The sequence below is a fragment of the Herbaspirillum lusitanum genome, from assembly GCF_046025995.1.
GTDB lineage: Bacteria > Pseudomonadota > Gammaproteobacteria > Burkholderiales > Burkholderiaceae_D > Herbaspirillum > Herbaspirillum lusitanum_A.
In genome coordinates this window covers 104,183-124,745 of sequence record NZ_JAQQFM010000013.1, presented here as the reverse complement: position 1 = coordinate 124,745, position 20,563 = coordinate 104,183, and the positions used below count along the sequence as shown (strand labels likewise).

General features: G+C 59.4%; 19 protein-coding genes. 10 read left to right on the top strand and 9 right to left on the bottom strand.

All coding sequences use genetic code 11. From position 1 onward, the window contains the following. Positions 1 to 348 (top strand): hypothetical protein (locus PQR62_RS23695; protein ID WP_408160535.1); only part of this gene is annotated, 348 nt, incomplete at its 5' end. An 84-nt stretch (positions 349 to 432) separates the two neighbouring features. On the opposite strand, the gene PQR62_RS23690 is transcribed toward PQR62_RS23695, so the two are convergent. Beyond that, the gene (locus PQR62_RS23690) at positions 433 to 789 is read right to left on the bottom strand and encodes a hypothetical protein (RefSeq protein WP_408160534.1); all 357 of its coding nucleotides are present in this window, start codon (positions 787 to 789) and stop codon (positions 433 to 435) included. 50 nt (positions 790 to 839) lie between these two features. Between PQR62_RS23690 and PQR62_RS23685 the strand changes: the two genes are divergently transcribed. Continuing rightward, positions 840 to 1,517 (top strand): LuxR C-terminal-related transcriptional regulator, encoded by a 678-nt coding sequence (locus PQR62_RS23685; protein WP_408160533.1) that lies wholly within the window; start codon positions 840 to 842, stop codon positions 1,515 to 1,517. Positions 1,518 to 1,558: 41 nt separating this feature from the next. Here PQR62_RS23685 and PQR62_RS23680 read toward each other — a convergent pair whose 3' ends face one another. From PQR62_RS23680 to PQR62_RS23660, 5 genes are all read right to left on the bottom strand, one after another. Then, positions 1,559 to 3,823 (bottom strand): hybrid sensor histidine kinase/response regulator, encoded by a 2,265-nt coding sequence (locus tag PQR62_RS23680; RefSeq protein ID WP_408160532.1) that lies wholly within the window; start codon positions 3,821 to 3,823, stop codon positions 1,559 to 1,561. Positions 3,824 to 3,868: 45 nt separating this feature from the next. Continuing rightward, positions 3,869 to 5,311: a CoA transferase gene (locus tag PQR62_RS23675; RefSeq protein WP_408160531.1), complete on the bottom strand. Its 1,443-nt coding sequence runs from the start codon at positions 5,309 to 5,311 to the stop codon at positions 3,869 to 3,871. A 315-nt stretch (positions 5,312 to 5,626) separates the two neighbouring features. After that, on the bottom strand, positions 5,627 to 7,684 hold the full coding sequence (phnN, locus tag PQR62_RS23670; RefSeq protein WP_408160530.1) for a phosphonate metabolism protein/1,5-bisphosphokinase (PRPP-forming) PhnN: 2,058 nt from the start codon (positions 7,682 to 7,684) through the stop codon (positions 5,627 to 5,629). After that, positions 7,681 to 8,514, bottom strand: coding sequence for a carboxylating nicotinate-nucleotide diphosphorylase (gene nadC, locus PQR62_RS23665; RefSeq protein ID WP_408160529.1), 834 nt, complete (start codon positions 8,512 to 8,514; stop codon positions 7,681 to 7,683). Before nadC ends, phnN begins: the two co-directional genes overlap by 4 nt. A gap of 114 nt (positions 8,515 to 8,628) precedes the next feature. Then, positions 8,629 to 9,453, bottom strand: a complete 825-nt coding sequence (locus PQR62_RS23660) for an FRG domain-containing protein (protein WP_408160528.1) — start codon at positions 9,451 to 9,453, stop codon at positions 8,629 to 8,631. Between the two features lie 128 nt (positions 9,454 to 9,581). On the opposite strand from PQR62_RS23660, the gene PQR62_RS23655 reads away from it, so the two are divergent. The 5 genes from PQR62_RS23655 (at position 9,582) to PQR62_RS23635 (ending at position 13,936) form a co-directional block, all read left to right on the top strand. Continuing rightward, positions 9,582 to 10,154 (top strand): MarR family winged helix-turn-helix transcriptional regulator, encoded by a 573-nt coding sequence (locus PQR62_RS23655; RefSeq protein ID WP_408160527.1) that lies wholly within the window; start codon positions 9,582 to 9,584, stop codon positions 10,152 to 10,154. Positions 10,155 to 10,598: 444 nt separating this feature from the next. Beyond that, on the top strand, positions 10,599 to 11,492 hold the full coding sequence (locus tag PQR62_RS23650) for an ABC transporter substrate-binding protein (RefSeq protein WP_408160526.1): 894 nt from the start codon (positions 10,599 to 10,601) through the stop codon (positions 11,490 to 11,492). Between the two features lie 29 nt (positions 11,493 to 11,521). Next, a complete protein-coding gene (locus tag PQR62_RS23645; RefSeq protein WP_408160525.1) occupies positions 11,522 to 12,385 on the top strand; it encodes an ABC transporter ATP-binding protein in 864 nt (287 codons plus the stop codon). Continuing rightward, positions 12,378 to 13,175, top strand: a complete 798-nt coding sequence (locus PQR62_RS23640) for an ABC transporter permease (protein ID WP_408160524.1) — start codon at positions 12,378 to 12,380, stop codon at positions 13,173 to 13,175. The genes PQR62_RS23645 and PQR62_RS23640 overlap by 8 nt, the downstream gene beginning before the upstream one ends. An 11-nt stretch (positions 13,176 to 13,186) precedes the next feature. Further along, positions 13,187 to 13,936: an ABC transporter permease gene (locus tag PQR62_RS23635; protein WP_408160523.1), complete on the top strand. Its 750-nt coding sequence runs from the start codon at positions 13,187 to 13,189 to the stop codon at positions 13,934 to 13,936. Between the two features lie 472 nt (positions 13,937 to 14,408). Here the strand turns inward: PQR62_RS23635 and PQR62_RS23630 are convergent, their stop codons facing one another. From PQR62_RS23630 to metC, 3 genes are all read right to left on the bottom strand, one after another. Then, on the bottom strand, positions 14,409 to 15,179 hold the full coding sequence (locus PQR62_RS23630; protein WP_408160522.1) for an amino acid ABC transporter ATP-binding protein: 771 nt from the start codon (positions 15,177 to 15,179) through the stop codon (positions 14,409 to 14,411). Continuing rightward, positions 15,176 to 15,826 carry an amino acid ABC transporter permease gene (locus PQR62_RS23625; RefSeq protein WP_408160521.1) on the bottom strand — a complete coding sequence of 217 codons (651 nt, stop codon included), beginning with the start codon at positions 15,824 to 15,826 and terminating at the stop codon, positions 15,176 to 15,178. The genes PQR62_RS23630 and PQR62_RS23625 overlap by 4 nt, the downstream gene beginning before the upstream one ends. Positions 15,827 to 15,975: 149 nt before the next feature. After that, entirely contained in the window at positions 15,976 to 17,130 is a 1,155-nt protein-coding gene (gene metC, locus PQR62_RS23620) for a cystathionine beta-lyase (protein WP_408160520.1), read from the bottom strand. 106 nt (positions 17,131 to 17,236) lie between these two features. Between metC and PQR62_RS23615 the strand changes: the two genes are divergently transcribed. The 3 genes from PQR62_RS23615 (at position 17,237) to PQR62_RS23605 (ending at position 20,556) form a co-directional block, all read left to right on the top strand. Next, positions 17,237 to 18,166 carry a LysR substrate-binding domain-containing protein gene (locus PQR62_RS23615; RefSeq protein ID WP_408160519.1) on the top strand — a complete coding sequence of 310 codons (930 nt, stop codon included), beginning with the start codon at positions 17,237 to 17,239 and terminating at the stop codon, positions 18,164 to 18,166. Between the two features lie 299 nt (positions 18,167 to 18,465). Beyond that, positions 18,466 to 19,296 carry a transporter substrate-binding domain-containing protein gene (locus PQR62_RS23610; RefSeq protein WP_408160518.1) on the top strand — a complete coding sequence of 277 codons (831 nt, stop codon included), beginning with the start codon at positions 18,466 to 18,468 and terminating at the stop codon, positions 19,294 to 19,296. Positions 19,297 to 19,392: 96 nt separating this feature from the next. Then, positions 19,393 to 20,556, top strand: coding sequence for an NAD(P)/FAD-dependent oxidoreductase (locus tag PQR62_RS23605; RefSeq protein WP_408160517.1), 1,164 nt, complete (start codon positions 19,393 to 19,395; stop codon positions 20,554 to 20,556). Positions 20,557 to 20,563: the final 7 nt, after the last annotated feature.

The window sequence follows — 20,563 nt, the reverse complement described above, 5'->3', positions numbered from 1 at the left end:
CCCAAGCTTACTAGAGTACTTTGTGGCCGCAAGCTTCGTAAGTTGGGTTATAAGAATTCAAACTTCTGCTGCACCAGAGCTTTACGTCATCAACTTCTGAACAGCGAAATCCTTACGTCATCAACTTTTGTCGCTAATGTCATCAACTTTTGCAATGAACGTCATCATGTTTCTGAAGAAGTGCGCAGAACTGACTTAACTAAGCGAGTGTTCCAGTTACATGGTGACGCGGTAGTTCTGAGGATTGATCAAATTGAAATTTCGCATAATTTACATTATGTAAAATTAAATATCGTTGTCGCTGACGTCGGGCGCATTCGAATCTTCCAATTGCGTTCGTTGAAGTAAAAGTGCCGGATTATCTGAAGCGAATTTATTACTGCTCATGATCAGATTTTGTCGTGAAGATGCAATTCGATCGTCTTAGCTGCATTACCACCAAAAAGGAAAAATACTCTGTCGTCGAATCAGAAAGATGTCGTGGCTTGAAAATGACGATCCGCAGTCGCTGCCTGATTTAAATTGAGAGAAAACGATTTCTTTCCCGTCCAGAACCATCAGATTTTTCAGTGTGCGGCCACTATGGAGCTTGACGTCGATCCAATGAATGCCGTCACCCATTTCAGATCCCAGTTTGTTGCGCAGTTTCGCTGGTATCTCAATTCTGTTCATAGGAATACATGTTTGCGGTTGTACGTGATCGACATGGTTACCATCGGAATGCCAAAGCAGCTGAAAGATCTGCTCCAATTGTGATAGAACGATAGCTTCATGAGGCGGCTTTGCCATCTATACAGAGGTATGTATCCCCGCAAAAGAATTGTGTGTATCTTTCATGTTTGTCATCTTTTTCCTCGCAGCCCGAATTCAAACTTATGACAACGACTACTCTCATCGTTGAAGATCATCCGCTCTACCGCGGCGCACTGGTCCATCTGATGCAGGTCGTCCTCAGCGAGTCGACTACCCTGGCGGCTTCTTCCGCAGAAGAAGGACTTCGGATGGTTGATCAGGCTGAAAACGTCGGTGTGATCATGCTGGACCTGGGGCTGCCGGGATTGCGCGGAGTGGATGCGATTGCCTCCTTCAAATACAAGTGCCCGTCAGCGCTGATTGTGGTGGTCTCGGCCTCGGAGGATCGTCGCGAAACAATGGCGGCCATCCGCGCCGGTGCGAAAGCCGTGCTGTCAAAAGCAGTGTCAACCGAGGTGATGGCCGATATCATGCGGCGCTTGCTGAATAATGAATTGATCGAGCCGGAGTGGATTACTGCCAACGGCAAGATTGCCATTGATGAAGAGGCTTCCGTCAAACTGACGCCGCGCCAGCAAGAAATCCTCGTGCTGCTCTCGCATGGACAATCCAACAAGGAAATCAGTCTGCGTCTCGGGCTGGCCGAAATCACGGTGAAGATGCATGTCTCGGCCGTGTTTCGCACCTTGAAGGTGGTGAATCGGACCCAGGCTGTCATGGCCGCGCGGCGCCTGGGCCTGTATCAAGTCAGCGAAGTCGAATAGCCACGCCTCATTACTTTGGCGGCAATGTTCTGCCGCTTCGCTCAGACGCCGGAAATTTCCCGCTTGCCATTGACCAGCGTTGACAGTGCCGCTTGCAGTATGTGATCCAGAACCGGCTTGTGCAACACGGTCAAGCCGCTGGCCTGAATTTCCTTGACCCGCTGCGGGCCGGTATCACCGCTGATCAACATCGCGGGAATATTTTCGTTGTATTCTTTTCGAATTGCATTGATCACGTCAATACCGGTTTCGTTGCCGCGCAGACGGTAATCGCACAGCAATGCATCGGGTACTTGCGAACAGAGACTGAGCTGTTCAATCGCCGAGCTGCCGGAGGTGGCGGCAATCACAGTGCAGCCCCATTGCTCCAGAAGTGTCCGGGTTGCATTCAGAATCACTGGTTCATCATCAACCACGGCAACCAGGGCCCCTGCCAGTTGCCCTTCCTTGCTGCCTGCCGGCATTGAGTGATCCAGCACCGGGTTTTCAGCATGCACGAGCGGCAGATCGAGTGCGAACATGGAGCCATGACCGGGCCTGGAAATCAACTTGATATGCGTATCAAGCAGCACTGCCAGGCGCTTCACGATGGCCAGACCAAGCCCCAGCCCCTGCCTTCTGTCGCGTTCGGGATTCCCGACCTGGTAAAACTCTTCGAATACCTCGGCCTGATGTCCCGCCGCGATCCCGGGACCGGTGTCATATACCGCCAGTTGCAGCTTATTGCCTTTGCGGCGGCAGCCCACCAGAATTTTTCCGTGCTCGGTATAGCGCACGGCATTGGCCATTAAATTGCTCAAGATGCGCGACAACAATACCGGATCGCTCTTGATGAATGCAGAACAGGGTGCAACATGCAGCGCCAGCCCCTTGGCCTGGGCTGCCGGCAGAAACTCCATTCTGACTCGCTCGAGTAGCTGTTCAATCGGAAAAATGCTGATTTCCGCCTGCACAATGCTGGCATCCAGCTGCGAAATATCCAATAAGGCGCGGAACATTTCATCCATGGTTTCAGCGCACAGACGCACGTTCGCCAGCACCGGTAATGCGGACGGCGGCAATTGGTGCAAGGTCAGTGCTCCCAGATACAAATTCAGTGCGTGCATGGGCTGGCGCAGATCGTGGCTGGCCGCGGCCAGAAAGCGTGATTTGGCTTGATTCACCAGTTCCAGCTGGTGTGAGCGCACCTCCGCTTCGCTCTTCAGGCGTTCCGCCTCGCTCACTGCGTTTTCCAGCACGCCGCCCATCTTGTTGAAGGCCTGCCCCAGCAAACCGATTTCATCGCGCCGGCGCAGCGAAACCCGCGCCGACAATCTACCGGCGGTCATATCGAGTACGGCGGCCATCAAATGGTCAATTGAATCCAGGATCAGCGAATTGCCGATCCACCATGCGGCTAGCAAAATGGCGCAGATGGCTGCCGACAAGATGAACAAGCCGCGCGTCAATGTCGCATCGGCATTGGCGTAGGCTTCTCCTCTGGGAATGCTGACCACGACGTAGAAATTGTGTTCGCCGTAGGGAATGCGCGCAAAAGCATTCAGGCGTTCGATGCCGTCGCCCGCGTCTCTGCTGGAAAACACGCCATCATCGTTGCCTGTTAGCAATTTGGAGAACAGCGCGTCTTTCTTCCCTACCATGGCGCTTTGGTCGGGGCTATGTACCAGAATCGTTCCATTGCTGTCGTACAAGCTCAGAATCGCGCCTTTCGGCAGCCGCGGAGCAATCGTTTTGGAGAGCCAGGAGAGATTGACGGTCACCAGCATCACCCCGCTCAACTGATGACGGGCATCGAAAATCGGGCCGGCGAATGGCACGATCGGGGCTCTTATGATTTTGCCGAAGACGTAGCCGCCGGTAACCGGCTTCTCCATGGTTCGGACTTGCCAGAAATATTCGCGGTCGCGGACGTGCATGTTCTCGGGTTCTCCCTTGCGCGCCGCGCAATAAATATCCCCGTTCACATCAATGGCGACAAAATTGAAAAAATTTTCCGGCTGGTTCACTGCGTTGAAGAGCAAATCGGCGAAGCGCCGGTTGCATGCTTCATGGTCCGTGCCTAACACGATCGGGTCGCGCGCCAGCAACTCAACCATGGTTCTGGTCTGGCGGTCCAGATCGCGCTGGTAGTTGCTGATCACGTGCACCCATTCCAGCGCCGACTTTTCAGCTTCACTGATGGTAAGCTGCCGGGATGAGGCCGTGTTGTAGAGGATCACTCCCAATGCCGGCAGGACGGCAATGAAAACGACGATCAGCAACTTGGCTCTCAGGCCGCCGATAGTTAGCGATTTTGTCGCGGCCATAGTGCTAACGATCTTCGCAATGGCGGCATAGGCTTGATGTCAACATCAAATCGGATCAGGCGCGTCGTAGATAATCGGTGAGTTCTCCGGCCATACAGGCGCATGTGCCGCCATCGGCGCCGAAGGAAATTCCCAATAGGGTTTTGTTTCGGAATACGAGGTAATTGGCCCCAAGAAGCGCAGCATACCGTAAGGGGTTTCCCGCGTGCTCTCCAGCCGCGTCAGTAATTCTGAAGACGGCCCCGGAACTGACTTCCATTCATGGGGCGGCAGGCGTCCAAATGACTGGGTCCACATGGCGCTACGGCACAAGGAAACCCGCACATGGTAGCTGCCGCCCTCTTTGGCTCGCATCAAGAGCGCCGCCAGCGCGCCGTAGGCGCCGAGATAGCCGGTGATATAGTCGTTGGGATAGACCGGACTCAGCGTAGGATTTTCCGCACTGCCCTGGGCAAACGCCATGCCGGTGACGGATTGGGCCAGTTGTTCCCAGCCGCCGCGCTCGCCCCAAGGACCGCTCTCGCCGTAGCAACTGAACGACACATAGACAATGCCGGGCCGCTGCCGGGCGGCGGCTTCCGCCGAAAAGCCCAGTCCCGCAATCGTTCCGGGGCGATAACTCTGGACAAAAATGTCAGCGCTTTTCAGCAGGCCGTTCAGACGATCGCAATCCGGTGCCTGGGTCAGGTCCAGCAGCGTGGATAGTTTTCCGTGGCCGGTATCCATCACGAATGAGGGAATCGTTGGGTGTGCGGGCGGACGCACCCGCAGCACCGTCGCCCCCTGTTCCGCCAGGGTGCGCGTGGACATGGGGCCGGCCAGAACATGGGTGAGGTCAAGCACCCTGATGCCCTCCAGCGGTCGTCTTGCCGCTCCCATCGCTTCCGGTGCGCTATCGCCGATGCGTTCAATTTCGATGACCGGCTGACTGGCCAGCAGACGGCCTTGCGGCGTATTCAGCCACTCTTCTTCGCTGCGCGCGATACCGCCGCACAATCGGGCTTTGGCGATGGCGTCCTCCAGCGCGACGGAATCCCAGGTCGACACGGCTTTTGCGATGGATTCCGCCTCATTGGGACAATTGAGCAATTTCAGCAAGCCATCGCGCAAATGGGGATAGCCGGCATGCATAAAGATGTGACGGCCATCGCGGCAGCGGAAGAAATTGGTCAGCGGGTACGCCTCGTCGGGATAGGGCACCGGATAGCCGCGTTGACGCAAATGCACAACGCTCTTGAGCGACACGGCGGCATCCGCCATATCGACCGTGACGGTTTGCGACCTGCCGCTGCGCTGGCGCCAGATGGAGGATATGGCAGCCCCTTGCGCCGCCAGCACCGTTGCTGCGGCCTTGCCGAGCAAGAAAGGAGTGGGAAACACCGGATCGCGGCCGGTGATATTGATATTGCCGCCCGGCGGGATAGTGATGCGTCCCAATTCCAGCAATTCACTTAGAGCCGGATCCATTGCCGGTGCATGCGTTTTCATTCTTTCTCCATTGCGGTTGCGGATTGATTTATCACGAACGGAAAATGATAACCGGATGGGCGTCATGCATCGATACATACTTTCGTATATGCAAGATGCTGACCTGTCCCCTAGCTGTTCGATCTGAGAAAAGATCCGTATTCAAGTCGGACCAGTTTTTTCAGCGCGGGTGTGCCATCTATAATTTTTGCGCCTTATTTTCGATGATTGGAGCGAAGTCAGGAGGCGAACCCGCGCTTGATCATCGGGGCTGGCTATGCGAGATGCGATGGAACAGTGGTGAGGGGCGGCTAAGGTCCCCTCACCTTTCCTGTTTTATGCAATGACCGGCACCGTCAGCGATGCGCCGGCGCGCATCCGCGCAGAGACCAGTTCTTTGTGGCGTGCGCTGCCCAGATGCAGGCGATAGAGCGCTTGCCCCGCCCTCACCGGCTGGCCCGGCCGGCACAAGAGGTCGACTCCGGCTTCGGGAAACTCCGGTGCGCCGGCATCGCGCGCCAGGCCGGCAATGGCCCAGCCGTCGATCTCTCCGACCACGCCGTCCTGCTGCGCTTCCACCGTCATCGACAGCGCCGAGGGTTGCGCCAGGCGCCGTGGCGGCCCCTGTACTTCGATGATGCGCTCCATAGCGCGCCGCGCTGCGCCGCTGTCGAGCAGTTCTGTGGCCAGGCGCCGGCCCGCTTCAGCGTCGCCGACACCCGGGTCGAACGCCAGGATGTGGCCGGCGAACAGCAAGGCTTTTTCACGCAAGTCCTGCGGCGCATCCGGATCGCAGGCCAGCACCTGCCTGATGTCGCGCACTTCGAGTGCCGGGCCGATGCCGCGCCCAATCGGCCGGCTGCCGTCGGTCGCCAACGCCCTGACCTGAATGCCCAGACCCGCGCCTACTTGCTCGAACAAGGCGCACAGCGCCTGCGCTTGCTGCAGGCTGTCCTGTTTGGCGTAAGGTCCGTAAGGTACGTCGATCACCAGATGCGTCACACCCGCCGTCACCTTCTTGGACAAGATGGACGCCACCGACCAGGCCGCCGTTTCCAGCCCGTAGGGTCGGGTGATGCGGTTCATCACGTCGTCGATCACGGAATGGTTGAGTCTGCCGTTCCAGGCAATGCAGGCGCGCGCCTGCTTTACGCAGCGCTGTACGGCCTCCGGGCTCAGCTCCACTTCGGCCAGCAAGGCCATGGTGTCGGCGGTGCCGGCGGCGGAGGTAATGGCGCCCGATGAGGCCTTGGGCATCGCCAGACCATAGGCCGCGACGATGGGCACGACGATGGGCGTGATGCGGCTGCCCGGCACCCCCCCCAGAGAGTGCTTGTCCACCACCATGGGTTCGTCCCATACGATGCGGCGGGCGATGCGCGAGCGTGCCTCGGCCAGCGCCAGTGTCTCTGTCGCGTCGAGCGAGCGCGTGGTTTCGACCAGCCAGGCGGTGAGCTCGGTATCGTTGTAGCGGCCATCGACGGCGTCCTGCAGGATCGCCTGATATTCATGGGATTTGAGCGCATCGCCGCGCAGCTTGCGCGTGAAAAAATGGCGGCTGCCCGCCGGCTGTATGCGCAGCGCCTGCACGGTGGCGCCCGGCTGCATGTCGAGCTTGCGCATCAGCGCGGGCGACAGGGCCAGCCACGGTTCCTGCCATGTTCTATCTTGAGTGCTGGCCTGAGCCTCCCAGCCGTGCACGCGAACATCGACCAGACGACCGCTTGCGCTACGCAAGCGCAAGCGGGTGCCGGCCGGCCATTGCGCAGACGGTGCGAAGGCGACTGCTTCTTCGCCGGTGTCGGCCGGCGCTTCATGCGCAACGCAGACGGCAACAGGATCGCGCAAGACGCTCAGGAAGCGCTCTATGCCGGCAGCGGCGTCGCTGTCGTTGGACACGCGCTGACGCAGAATGCCCGGCGGAATCGGATCGACCTGCCGTTGCAGGCGCGCCAGAATCTGCGCATGGTCTTCGCGTCCGCGACCGGCAATACGCTGCGCCAGCACTTCGGGCGGCGCCGAGATTTCAACCACCACCAGGCCGGGCACGCGCTTGCCTAGTTCATCTACCGTGGCGCGCGAGCCGTTGGCCACTACGTGCCGGCCGCAGGCCAGCGCCGACAGCAGTTCGGCCGGCAAGCCGTAATGCAGGCCGTGGGCCTGCCAGGTGATGAGGAATTCGCCGGCCGCTTCGCGCGCGGCGAAGCCTTCCGGCGTTTCCGCCTCATGATCTTCACCCGGCGCGCCGGCGGGCCGGGTGATGACGCGCCTGGCGAACACATACGAAGCGCTGGCCAGCGCCCGGCGGGCACCATCGATCAGGGTATCCTTGCCGGCCCCGCTGGGGCCGACCACCAGAAAGAAGGTGCCGGTTGCGGCCCGGGCCTGGCTCATGCTTCGTCCAGGCCGATATCGACAGCAGGCGCCGACTGTGTGATCTTGCTGGTCGAGATGTAATCCACGCCGGTTTCTGCGACCGGGCGGATGTTGCTGAGACGAATACCGCCCGAGGCCTCGACCTTGACGCGACCATCGATGATGCCGACTGCTTCGCGCATGTCTTCCAGCGACATGTTGTCGAGCATGATCACATCAACGCCGGCAGCCAGCGCCTCGCGCACCTGATCGACGCGGTCGCACTCCACTTCCAGCTTGGTCAGCACCGGCAGCTTGCGGCGCACGCGCATCACGGCTTCCTTGATGCTGCCGCATACGGCAATGTGGTTGTCCTTGATCATGACGCCGTTGTCCAGCGCCAGACGGTGGTTCAGGCCGCCGCCGCAAAGCACTGCGTGTTTTTCCAGCATGCGCAGACCCGGCGTGGTCTTGCGGCTGTCGATCAGTTGCGCCTTGGTGCCACGGATTTCTTCGACATACTTGGCGGTCTCGTTGGCGATGCCCGACAAACGTTGCGCCAGGTTGAGCGCAGTACGTTCCGCCGTCAGCACGCTGCGCGCATTACCCTTGACGGTGATCAGCACCGCGCCCGGCTCCACCCGCACGCCGTCGGCGAAATGCACCTGCACGTCCAGCGTCGGATCGTACTTGCGGAAGACGCGGGCAGCGACGCCGATGCCGGCCACGATCAGGCTCTCGCGCGCATTCATGACAAAGTGGCCTTGTTCATCCGGCTCGATCATGGTCTGGGCGGTCAGGTCGCAGCCGCCGATGTCTTCGGTCAGCCAGAGGTCGATGAGTTTTTCGGTTGCGTATTGGTCGTACATGGTATTTCCTTTTGAGGATGGATTTTATCTATTAAGTTAGATATCGAACTATATTGAGACGAAATTTCGCGCTGCTGATCAAGGTCCGTGCGGCATGGGTTGTTCTCCGTGGAATCAGGTTTTGGTCGGGCGCGACCGGTAGTCGACGATGAGCTGCTCCCAGACCGTTTCGAGTTCGTAGTCGATCGAACGCGCCAGGCCGTCCAGATCGGGAAACAGCGTGGCGGCCGTGATGTTCATCCGGTACAGGGCGCGCAGCGCTTCTCCCCGCACGCTCGCCGGCAAGATGAATTTTCGGATCAGCGGCTCATCCGATTCGTATTCGCCTAACAGCAGGTCGAGCGGCGCTTCCAGCTTTCCGGGGACCACCAGAATCCCGGATTGCGCCACCAGCCTTGCATCCATCTGATTGGGTTCGCCGAACCAGACCAGCGGCAAGCTGTTGCCTGCAAAGTATTTCTGGTAGCTGCCCGGCTTGCGCAGATCGATGGCTTCGCGATTGAGTGCGGCGTCGAAACGGGGAGCCACCTTCCACAAGGCCGGCGTGTTCAAAGCGAACACTGCAGCCGAATCAGCACGCAGCTGCTGCAAGGCAAAGAATGCCGCCACGAACGGCGACTTGGTGAAATCCACCAGCCGCGTCGGCGCTCCGTGGTGCTGCATCAGCGCTAGGCAGCGCAGGTCGTCTTCCAGCACCGAAGCGTCTTGCAGGAACACGTGCGCCTTGCGACGAAACACTCTGATCGCCCTGTCTTCCCGCAAGGGCCATAAGGATGGATCCGGGCAGTAGCGCGCGAGATGCCGCGTCAGCGAACTGACCAGCGGCCACGACTGATCCGCCTGGCCACGAAATACCCAGCCGTCCAGCTGGTCGCTCGCCGCAGCGAACTCGGACCAGCTGGACAACACGACTTCGTCAATGACATTGGCTGAAGGCATCCGCATACCCAAATTATTCTTCGATATCTACGATTATGCAAGATGCAGGCCAATCTGTCATCGGAAATGTGCTCGCCTACAATATGGGTATCATTACGTTACCTTAGATTTCTTATAAAACAATGACGATGACCAATCCCAAATCGGGCAGCCTGGCTGCCGAGACAGACGACAACGAGGAGCTCGCCGAAGCGCTGGATGCGCTGGCCGGTGAGCGCGTCGCCCACTTGGTAAAAGATGCTGCGCGCGCCTTCATCCGCAGCCTGCAGATACGGCTGGCGCCGCACTCGGTGAGCTATGGCCACTGGACCATTCTGCGCGTGTTGTGGGAAAGCGACGGACTGTCGCAGCGCGATCTCGCGGAGCGCGCCGGCGTGAGTGAAGCAACCACCGCCACCGCGCTCAAATCGCTGGAGAGCATAGGCTACGTCGAGCGCACGCACTTGCCGGGCGATAAGAAAAAAGTGCACGTCTTCCTCAGCAAGCAAGGCCGTGCCCTGAAGAAAAAGCTGGTGCCGCTGGCCGAGCAAGTGAATGACATCAGCCTGGCCGGTATCACGGAAGATGAACTTGAAATCACGCGCAAGGTGCTGGTCGCGATGTCCATCAATCTGAATCGCGACGAGCTCGAAGCCATTGAACTGGGCCAGCGCATGCCGTCGACTCAGGAGGTCGGTCGACTGACTTCGGGTATGGGATAAGCGGTCCGTCGCTGCATTGCATTAATGCCTCCATGATGCCTGCGTGACGCCCCATGACTGTGCGCATGCACCGTCAAGTGACATTCCGGATGCCGCTTTGCACCACGAAAGAAGGTAACTCCGGCATGTAGAAATTCGCTGAAATAATTCACACATCTAAGATATCTAACTATAATGGCCTCGTAGTAAATGCACTTTTTTAAGATTTTTTGATTGATATCTAAGGTTGGCACATCGTTTGCATTGACACCTCTGAATGCTCGCAGGTATGCGACTTGCCAGAACGGACAGGAGGATCGAAGCGAGCAACCACTGCAGTGCCCACAACGTATCGAGGAAATCATGAGAATCTTTTGCAAGAATCTGCGAGCTGTGATGTGTCTTACTGCTGCGCTGTCCTTTACGGCAGCCCTCCCCTCCTCGTCCAGCGCCGAGGAAATATCCGTGACCCAATGGGGCACCAGCCTGTACGGCCTGCCCTATGCGGTGGCGATCCAGCAAGGCTACTTCAAGCGGGCCGGTGCGGACATTACCGGCATCCTCACTTCCGGCGGTGGCGGTACGACCGTGCGCAATATTCTGGCCAGCAAACTGCCCTACGGTGAAGTCGCCGTGTCGGCGGCGCTCGCCGCCCAGCGTCAGGGTCTGGATGTGGTGATCGTCAACACCGGCACGCGCAGCGTGGCGGAAGCTTCGGCGGTGACCATGCCCGGCTCCGCCGTCAAGAGCGTGGCCGATCTGGCGGGCAAGAAGGTCGCCATCACCTCGCCCAAGGGCGTGTCCGAAATGCTGTTGCTGATGGTGCTCAAGGCCAAGGGTGTGGATGCCTCGCAGGTGCAGCGCATCGCCTCCGGCGGTTACGTCAACGGGCTGACCATGCTGGAGCAGGGTTCGGTCGCGGCAGCCGTGCTGATCGAGCCGCTGTCCATTGTGCGCAAGGACAAGTACCGCACCGTGTATAGCGCCTCCGAAGCCTTGCAGCCGATGACCACTTCGGTGGGCATCACTACGCGCGCCTTCGCCAAGGCACATCCTGAAGTGATTCGCTCCATCATCGAAGGACGACGCCAGGGCGTGCAGGCGGTATACCGTGATCCGGCCGCTGCCGCCGCGTTGCTGGAAACCAGTTTCAAGCTGACTCCGGAAGTGGCGCGTGAAGCCGTGGACAACATGGTCCGCGCGCGCATGTGGAGCGATGGCGACTTCGAGCAGGCCGAACTGGAACGCATGGTTGATGGCCTTAAGCTGATCGGCGAGATCAAGGAAAACGTGGACTGGAGCAAGCTGATCGACAGCAGCATGTTGCCGGCGTCCGTCAAGGTGAAAAGCAAGCTGTGAGGGAGAATTCGATGGAGATGGGAAATACCGTGTTGGCATATGACGCAGCGGCGCGCAAGGCGCCGCAGGAAAGTGGCCGCGAGCCCTTGGCCGGACAGAGGCAGGCTCACGCGATTCTGCATGGCGTCACCCGCAAGTTCAAGAAAAATGGCGGCACGGAGGTTTTCCATGCGCTGGGTCCGATCGACCTGACCTTGTACAAGGGAGAGTTCTTTTCGGTGGTCGGTCCCTCGGGCTGTGGCAAGTCGACCTTGCTCGACACGCTCTCCGGCCTGGCGCGTCCATCGGACGGCACTGTGCAGTTCGAGAACCGCGAGGTCAAGGGCGTGCCGGATGGCGTCGGCGTGGTGTTTCAGGAAGACGCCTCGTTTCCCTGGCTCAATGTGCGCGACAACATTTCCTTCACGCTGCGCATGCGCGGCATGGATGGCGCCGAGATCAAACGCCGGGTCGATTACGCGCTGGCGTTCATGGGGCTCAAGGATTTCGCCTCGGCCTTCCCTGCCCAGCTTTCAGGCGGCATGCGCCAACGTGTGTGCATCGCGCGAACGCTGGTGCAGCAGCCGCGCCTGATTCTGCTGGATGAGCCCTTCGGCGCGCTCGACCAGCAAACGCGTCTGCTGATGGGCGACGAACTGCTGCGTCTGTGGCGCGAAACCAATGCCACCATTCTGCTGATCACCCACGCGCTGGATGAGGCCGCCATGCTGTCGGATCGGGTCGGCGTGATGTCGTCGCGCCCGGGGTTGTTCATCGACATCGTCGAAACCGGCTGGGAGCGCGACCGCGACAGCCGCGTGGTATCCACTCCGCGCTTCGGCGAAGTCAATGCGCGCCTGTGGGAAAAACTGCGCGTCGAGTCGCTCAAGGTCATGGGGGGGCAGCATGGCTGACGGCGCAGCTGCATCCGGCGCTGGCCGGCAGGCCGGCGGCCATGGCATCGAGAGCTTATTGCGCATCCTGGTGGTCGTGGTGCTGATAGGCGCTATCGAACTGTTGTGCCGCACCGGGGTGATCACGGCCACCACCATGATCGCGCCTTCGGCGATGGCGCGGCATGCCTGGGAGATTCTCCAGAACGGCAAGTTCGACAAGGACATCGCCATCAGCCTGGGCAACATCGGCGCCGCCACGTTGCTGGCGGTGGTGCTGGGATTCATCGTCGGCCTGGCAGTGCATGCCCTGCCGACCTTGCGTACCGCGCTGGAGCCCTTGCTGGCCAGTTATTACGCAGTGCCGACCTTCATTTTCTATCCGGTATTCATCGTCCTGTTCGGGGTGGGCGCCGCGCCCATCATCGCCATCGCGGTGCTGCTGGCGGTCGTCACCATGATCACGGCCACACTCAACGGTCTGGATCGCATCCCGGCTTCGCTGCGCAAGACTGCCTTGGTATTGCGGCTGACGCCCTGGCAATCGGCGGTGCGGGTCAAGCTGCCGGCGGCGCTTCCTTATCTGTTCACCGGGGTCAAGCTGGTGGTGGCGTATGCCTTTATCGGCGTGATCGCATCCGAGTTCATTCTGTCGGGCTCGGGCGTGGGTTATGCCATCGGCTACGCCTACAACAACTTCGAAAACGATGACATGTACGCCCTGATGTTTCTCGTGCTGGTGACGGTGACCGTCGTCAACATCCTTCTCAATGCGCTGGACCGCCGCCTGCAAGCCAAGCTGCGCCGCTGACCGGAGCCGACATGAACAATACAAGCGATATGAAACCGCAGACGCTCTACGTCTTTCTCGCTCTGGCCCTGGCCGGAGCCTGGCAGGCGCTGCACTGGATGATAGGCGGCGATGCCCTGGCCTCGCCCGCGCAGGCCGTGACCACGCTGGTGGCGCTGATGCAGACCGGCGACTTCTGGTCGCACACGCTGGAGACCGCCAAGGCGCTGATCTATGCGCTGGCCATCGGACTGGTCGGCGGGCTTGCGGCCGGACTGCTGCTGGGCGTCAACCGCCTGGCGCGCGACGTCGCGGAACCAATCCTGCTCAACGTCTACGCCATCCCCAAGGTCACGCTCTACCCCTTGGTGCTGCTGGTGTTCGGCCTGGGCCTGTCGGCCAAGGTGGCGTTCGGTGTGATGCACGGCATCATCCCCATCATGGTGTTCACCATGAATGCCATCCGCCAGATGCGCCCGGTGCTGCTGCGGGCCGGACAGTCGATGCGTCTGACGCGGCGCCAGTCGATTCTGCACATCGTGCTGCCGGCCATCCTGCCGGAGATCGCGGTCGGTCTGCGTCTGGCATTTTCGCTGACGCTGCTGGGCGTGCTGATCGGAGAAATGTTCGCCTCCCAGCGCGGCCTTGGTTTCTTGCTGACCAACGCCATGAATCTGGGGGATATGCGCACCATCATGGCGGTAGCGCTGCTGCTGACCACCTTCGCGCTCGGCTGCAATGCAGGTCTGATGCGCTTGGGACGACGTCTTTCGCCGCGCTGAACGCGCGGCACCCTCTCAGCAAGTTGGTTTGCTGATCCCGGGCGTCCCCGGACGTCCTTTGCCCTGTGCTGGCCGCGCAGGGCTTTTTTCTTTTCACCTGAGCGCAATGATTCCGGGGCCACACGCATTCGTGCGCTTGCTGCCTGAGTTCATCATCGCGCGAAAAAACGCGCCAGGCAGCAGCGAGACCTGCTGCCGCAAGTGGCCGACCCCACTCGGCCGGCTGGTAGCGATGGATCTCTTCCGCGATCATCCGGGCAAAGGGGATGAGATTTTCCCCGGCCGCTCGTCCAGCAGGATTTCGCACAGTTGAATACGCAGCTTGAGACGGCCTGCCGGCGCAGCGATTGCGCGGGCCTTGCCTGCCGCCATCTCGCCACTAAGGCAGCGAGATGCCAATCAGAAGAGCGCGCGGGAAAAGACTGCAAGAACAGCGTACGAGACGAAACCGGGAATCGCGGTCCGCCCGTGATCATTCCGTCAGGCGGCCCAGAAACTGTTTGCTGCGCTCGCTGGCCTGAGCACCGAAGAACTGTTCAGGCACGGTGTCTTCAATGACGTGTCCGCCCTCCATGAAGATAATGCGATCGGCAACCTCACGCGCGAATTTTGTTTCGTGCGTGACGACCAGCATGGTCATTCCCTCTTGCGCCAGATCTCGCATGACGCCCAGCACGTCGTCGCGCAATTCCGGGTCAAGGGCCGAGGTTGGTTCGTCGAAAAGAATGACTTCAGGATCCATGGCCAAAGCCCGTGCAATGGCAACCCGCTGCTTCTGGCCGCCGGAGAGTTTTCCCGGATAGGCATCGGCCTTTTCCAGCAGCCCGACCTTGCCCAGCAATGCCAGACCGCGTTCGCGGGCGACGACTTTGGCAACGCCCTTGACCGACAGCAAGCCTTCAATGACGTTTTGCAGCGCAGTCATGTGCGGAAACAGGTTGAAGGACTGAAATACCATGGCCGTTGCGTGACGTATCTGCAGCGTTTTCCGGCGCAGTTCCACACCGGCCAATGTTGCCGGCTCGGCCAGTTCAATACCGCAGATTTCAATGCTGCCGCGGTCCGGCATTTCGAGCAGGTTGAGTGAGCGGATGAAGGTGGTCTTGCCCGAACCCGATGGCCCCATGATGACGACCACCTCGCCTTTGGCGACTTCCAGACTGACGTTGCGCAAGACCTGATTTGCGCCAAAGGCCTTGGCGAGTCCGCGAACGCGGACCGTGCATTGCGACAGATTCTTCATTGGTAGCGCCTCGATAATTTTTCTTCAAGCCAGGTCTGCAGGATGGTCAGGATCTGATTGATGAACCAGTAGATGGAGCCGACCATGATGAACATTTCCATGTAGCGAAAGGTAGTCGCACCGATCTGATCGGCGACCCGCGTCAGTTCCACCACGGTCACGGTCGAGGCCAGCGAGGTGTCTTTCATCAAGGCGATGAGACGGCTGCCGACGGGCGGAATGGCAATGCGCAGCGCCTGCGGCAGGATGACCCGGCTTAGCGTTTTCGGGTAGCTCATGCCCATGGCCCAGGCCGCTTCCCACTGGCCTCGGTCCACCGCGTTGATGCCGGAGCGGAAGTTCTCGCTCAGATAGGCGGCTGCGAACAAGGTCAAGGCCAGCAAGGCCGCCGGTATGGGATCGATGGTGATGCCGTAGTTGGGCAAACCGAAATAGATCAGCAAGATCTGTATCAGCAGCGGTGTGCCGCGAAAGATAGAGACATAGGCAAATGCCAGCCACCGCAAGGCCCGGATGGAAGACAGGCGGGCCAATGCGACCAGCATGCCCAGCATGGAGCCGAGCACGAAGGAGCCCAGCCCCAGCCCGAGTGTGATGAGCACTGCCTTTTCCAACAAGGGTAGCGCCTTCATAAACAGTTCAAACATGTTTCCCCCTTCTACTCTTCTATATTCGGCCGGCATGCAGCCGGCCGTAAAAGAACATCAACAAGCAAATCAACTAGTCGGACTTCATGAGCAGCACTTAACGAGTCGAACTAAGAAGTCGCACTAAGAAGTCGAACTCGGCAAGCCCTTCAGTTTGCCGTCAGCGCCTTGCCGTAGGCCACCAGCGCCTGATCCAGATCGGCCAGCAGCAGCTCGGTATTTTCCAGACCGATCGACATGCGCACCACCGGCTGATCCGTGGCAGGAAACGGACGGTTTGCCTGCAAGGCAGCCGGGTAATACGCCGCCAGACTATGAACGCCGCCCCAGCTCGCGCCGATCACGAAGTGTTGCAGCGTATCGAAGAATGCATGGAAGGCGCGCTCCGGCGCCGGCTTCAGGATCAGGGAAAAGAGGCAGCCGTTGGTGCTGAAGTCGCGCTTCCAGATGGCGTGCCCCGGGTCGCTCTCCAGCGGCGGGTAAAGCACACGATCCACCAGCGGATGCTGCGAAAGATGGCGCGCGACCTTGAGGGTGGATTCGCTCTGGGCCTGCACGCGCAATTGCAGGGTTTCCATGCCGCGCAGGACCAGAAAGCAATCATCCGGGCTGACCTGCTGCCCGAGGATGCTTTGGGTCTCGCGCAAGATATCGTAGTGTTCGTGGCTGTTCATGCTGATGCTGCCCATGAGCACGTCGGAATGCCCGCTGAAGAATTTGGTCGCGGCCTCGATGCTGAAATCAACGCCATGTTCCAGGGGCTTGAAGCCCAGCGGGCTGGCCCATGTGTTGTCCAGCATGGTCAATACGCCGCGCTGTTTTGCCACCTTCGCGATGGCAGGAATATCCTGCATTTCCATGGTGACCGTGCCCGGTGCTTCCATGCAGATCATTCTGGTATTCGATTTGATAAGCGACTCGATTTCCGCGCCGATGGACGGTTGATAGAGCTCCAGCTCGACACCCATGCGCGCCAGCCACTTCTCGCCGAAGGTCTTGAGCGAGCCATAGCATGCGGCCGACATCAGCAGATGATCGCCGCCACGGACGAAGCCCATGACGGTCGTCATCAGCGCTGCAGCACCGGAGGGCGTGATCACACAGTGCCGGCCGCCTTCCAGCGCAGCGATGCGTTGCTCCAGCAGGCGCGCGGTCGGGGTGCCGGTGACGCCATAGCTGAAACCGTCCGGCTGGCGCTGCTTGCGCTGAACAAAATCTTCCAGGGAATTGAAAACCACCGTCGATGCGCGCATCACGGCCGGTGATAAGCTGCCAAAAGGCTGATGTTCTTTGTTCGTGCTCATACGAGTATTTTTGATAATCTAAAAAAGGGCGATGGATGCAAGTATCCGTAACGCCGTACTCCCCATCAACAGCGAGCAGCTCTAACTCTATAAGCACAAGTTATATATGGACATGCGTGATATCCAGGTTTTTCGTGCCGTCATGCGCGCAGGAACCACCAGCAAGGCGGCCACACTTCTGAACGTCTCCCAGCCTGCGATCAGCCAGTCCATACGCAAGCTGGAGACCTCGTCCGAGCTGCGCCTGTTCGAGCGGACCAGAGGGCGGCTGGTGCCTACCCAGGAGGCGCTGGCGCTGATCGTTGAAGTAGACCGCTGCTTTGCCGGTTTCGAGATGATCGAACACCGCATCCGCAGCCTGCGCTCGTTCGGCCTGGGACGTCTTGCGATTGCCTCCTTCCCGGCGCTCGGCACCGGATTCATGCCGCGCGCCATTGCGGCGTTCGGGCTCGACACGCGCCGGGTTCAGATGTCATTCCAGATCATGAGCTCGCGTGAAGTGCATCAGCAGGTCAGCGCCGGCCAGCTGGATTTCGGCCTGATGGCCGATGAACTCTCGGTGTCCGGCCTTGAGCATTCCCAGTTCATGAGCGTGCCCGGCGTCATCGTGATGAACGACAAGCACCCCTTGGCCGGCAAGCCCACCATCAGCTCCGACGATCTGATGGAGCATCCCTTTATTGCTCTCAATCCTGAAGACGCAAGCCGGCGAAGGCTGGAACAATCGCTGGTGCTGGACGGCAAGATTCTGCGTCCGATTCTGGAGACGCCCTATTCCAACTCGGTGTGCGAATTCGCGCTGCGCGGCGTCGGCATGGGAATGGCGCACCCGATTCTGGCGCTGGACTATGTCACACGTGGACTGAAACTGAAGCCGATGGAAAACGCGGTCGGCTTCACCGCCCTGCTGGTGTTCCGGCCCGGCATTCCGCTGTCGGAAAACGCCAAGGAATTGCTCCGCGTGATGCGGATTCAGATGGAGTCGGACATGAGTTCGCTGCGTCAGATTCTGTATCAGAAGGCGGGAAATATTTAAGCCGGATGATGCCGCGCACCAATTTGTGCGCTGCGCCCGAATAATGGGCAAATCAGCATTCCGCCGGCAGGAAAAATCCTGTACACCAGCGCCAGCCCTTTATCCGCCTGAACCGCGCCGATCCGGATCACTTTCGTGCTCGCTCAAGATTGGTGCGGCACTGCATCAGACCGGGCAGGAAAAGTGCAAAGTCTATAAGCCTGGCTTATCAAGCAAGAAAGCGCCTGTGATTGTTCATGCCTCCCTGAGCTTGCAGAATAGCTTCACTTTCAAACCATTCTGTTAAAAACGAGGGAGTCATGAAATTACATCATCTGGTCCGTAGCATTGCCTGTGCCGCCGTTCTAGGCTGCGTGGCTTACGCCGCCGACGCGCAAATCATTCCGGCCGACATTCTCGCGAATGCCCGCGCCACCGGCGTCATTCGCGTCGCCAACACGCAAAGCAGCCCGCCCTGGAGCCTGCTGGACGACAAACTGCAAGTCGCTGGCTATGACGTTGAAGTCGCCAAGGAAGTGGCGCGCCGCATTGGCGTGGCCAAGGTGGTGTTCGTGGCAGACAGCTTCAAAAACTTCGTGGACGGCCTGAAGGTCGGCAAGTACGACCTGGTCATGAATGATGTGACGCCGACCCCCGAACGCGAAAAACAGATCGACTTTTCTGCACCCTACGGCGTTGAAGAATTCCGCATCTTCGTCCTCAATGCGAACAGCGACATCAAGGAAAAAACCGATCTCAAGGCAAAGCGGGTCGGCGTGACCACCGGTTCCAGCAATGAAACCTGGGCCCGCGCCAATCTGAAGGAATCCGACATCCGCACCTACGACAATGGCGGCTTCGTGTTCAACGATCTGGCCAACGGCCGCATCGATGCGGTCATCGTCTCCCACTTCGGCGGCATGAAGTACGCCACCGTCAACAAGCTCCCCATCAAGGAAGTCGGCAAACCGCTGACCTTCCAGCTGTCCGCCGCCGGCATGGTGAAAGGACAGCCGGCACTCAAGAGCGCAGTCAACAAGGCCATCGCCGACATGATTGCAGACGGCACGATCGACCGCCTCTCGCGCAAATGGGTGGGCCCTCAGTACGACATGATCGGCGACATCAAAGAAGCGCTCAAGCAACAGTAAGCCACCGCTGGTCTTCCCCTCGGAAATTGGAGCACCGCCTGGCTCAAGGCAGGACGGTGCACATCCCTCTCTTTCAACTCTACTCAGGATGTGAACATGAAACGTCGTGAATTTTTCCCATTTTTTGCCGTGCCTCTGATTGGCATGGTGCCCGGCATCAGCACGGCTGCGCGTACCAAAGATAAGGTTATTGTCGTCGGCAGCGGCGTCATGGGGGCCTCGATTGCCTATCACCTGGCGAGGCGCGGCGCTGATGTCACGCTGATAGAAAAGGACGCGCCGGCCTCCGGCACGACGAAAAATTCCTTCGCCTGGATCAACGCCAACAACAAGACGCCTTACTCCTACTACGCGCTGAACTACGAAGGCATTCTGGGGTGGCGCCGGCTTCAGGTAGAAATCGGTGCTTCGCTGCAAATTCAGTGGGGCGGCGGGATTTCATGGTGCGGCTTTGATCAGAAACAGATCGACAAGCTGAACTACACGACGGCGGTTCATCAGCCCTGGGGCTATCCGATTGAAAACATCTCGAAGGACGATCTGCAGCGTCTGGTGCCTGGCATCAATGCCGGCGACTACGGCGGTGGATGGTACTCCACCATCGACGGCACGCTCGACCCGGTGGCAGCTACTCTGGCTTTGGTTCAGGCCGGGATCAAGGCAGGCGTCAGACTTGAAAAGGCCAACGTCAGGAATATTGACTTCAAGGGTGATGTCGCGACTGGTGTGACGACCGACAAAGGCTCTTTCGTGGCCGACCATGTCGTGATTGCCGCCGGCAACGACACGACCCGTTTGGGTGCGCAGGCGGGAATCCCGGTTCCGCTGCGAACCTCGAAGGGAATTCTTGCCCATAGCAAGCCGATGCCGCCGCTGGTCCATCAGGTGCTGATGCCCGCCGGCGCAGACATCAAGCAAAATCCGGACGGCCGTATTGTCACCGGCTCCAATTTCGGCGACACGGGCTCGGCGGAGGCCACGGCAGAACTTGGCGCCAAGCTGCTTGAGGTGGTCACCCAATATCTTCCGCAGACGCGTGGAATCGAACTGGATTACATGACGCTGGGCTACCGCGTCATGCCCAGGGATGAATATCCCATCATGGGTAAAGGCCGGAAGTATCGCAACGTGCACGTCGCCGCCATGCACAGCGGCATGACCTCGGCGCCAGTGATCGGCCAGTTGCTGGCCATCGAAGTGCTGGACGGCGTGGAGACGCGCCAGCTGCAGGAGTTTCGTCCGCAGCGCTTCTACGTCTGAAGCGCCC

Excerpts from the sequence above, each read along its gene's own strand:
- PQR62_RS23690 (WP_408160534.1), bottom strand. The coding sequence starts at position 789 with ATGGCAAAGCCGCCTCATGAAGCTATCGTTCTATCACAATTGGAGCAG.
- PQR62_RS23680 (WP_408160532.1), bottom strand. The coding sequence starts at position 3,823 with ATGGCCGCGACAAAATCGCTAACTATCGGCGGCCTGAGAGCCAAGTTG.
- PQR62_RS23675 (WP_408160531.1), bottom strand. The coding sequence starts at position 5,311 with ATGAAAACGCATGCACCGGCAATGGATCCGGCTCTAAGTGAATTGCTG.
- phnN (WP_408160530.1), bottom strand. The coding sequence starts at position 7,684 with ATGAGCCAGGCCCGGGCCGCAACCGGCACCTTCTTTCTGGTGGTCGGC.
- nadC (WP_408160529.1), bottom strand. The coding sequence starts at position 8,514 with ATGTACGACCAATACGCAACCGAAAAACTCATCGACCTCTGGCTGACC.
- PQR62_RS23660 (WP_408160528.1), bottom strand. The coding sequence starts at position 9,453 with ATGCCTTCAGCCAATGTCATTGACGAAGTCGTGTTGTCCAGCTGGTCC.
- PQR62_RS23655 (WP_408160527.1), top strand. The coding sequence starts at position 9,582 with ATGACCAATCCCAAATCGGGCAGCCTGGCTGCCGAGACAGACGACAAC.
- PQR62_RS23640 (WP_408160524.1), top strand. The coding sequence starts at position 12,378 with ATGGCTGACGGCGCAGCTGCATCCGGCGCTGGCCGGCAGGCCGGCGGC.
- PQR62_RS23635 (WP_408160523.1), top strand. The coding sequence starts at position 13,187 with ATGAACAATACAAGCGATATGAAACCGCAGACGCTCTACGTCTTTCTC.
- PQR62_RS23630 (WP_408160522.1), bottom strand. The coding sequence starts at position 15,179 with ATGAAGAATCTGTCGCAATGCACGGTCCGCGTTCGCGGACTCGCCAAG.
- PQR62_RS23625 (WP_408160521.1), bottom strand. The coding sequence starts at position 15,826 with ATGTTTGAACTGTTTATGAAGGCGCTACCCTTGTTGGAAAAGGCAGTG.
- metC (WP_408160520.1), bottom strand. The coding sequence starts at position 17,130 with ATGAGCACGAACAAAGAACATCAGCCTTTTGGCAGCTTATCACCGGCC.
- PQR62_RS23615 (WP_408160519.1), top strand. The coding sequence starts at position 17,237 with ATGGACATGCGTGATATCCAGGTTTTTCGTGCCGTCATGCGCGCAGGA.
- PQR62_RS23610 (WP_408160518.1), top strand. The coding sequence starts at position 18,466 with ATGAAATTACATCATCTGGTCCGTAGCATTGCCTGTGCCGCCGTTCTA.
- PQR62_RS23605 (WP_408160517.1), top strand. The coding sequence starts at position 19,393 with ATGAAACGTCGTGAATTTTTCCCATTTTTTGCCGTGCCTCTGATTGGC.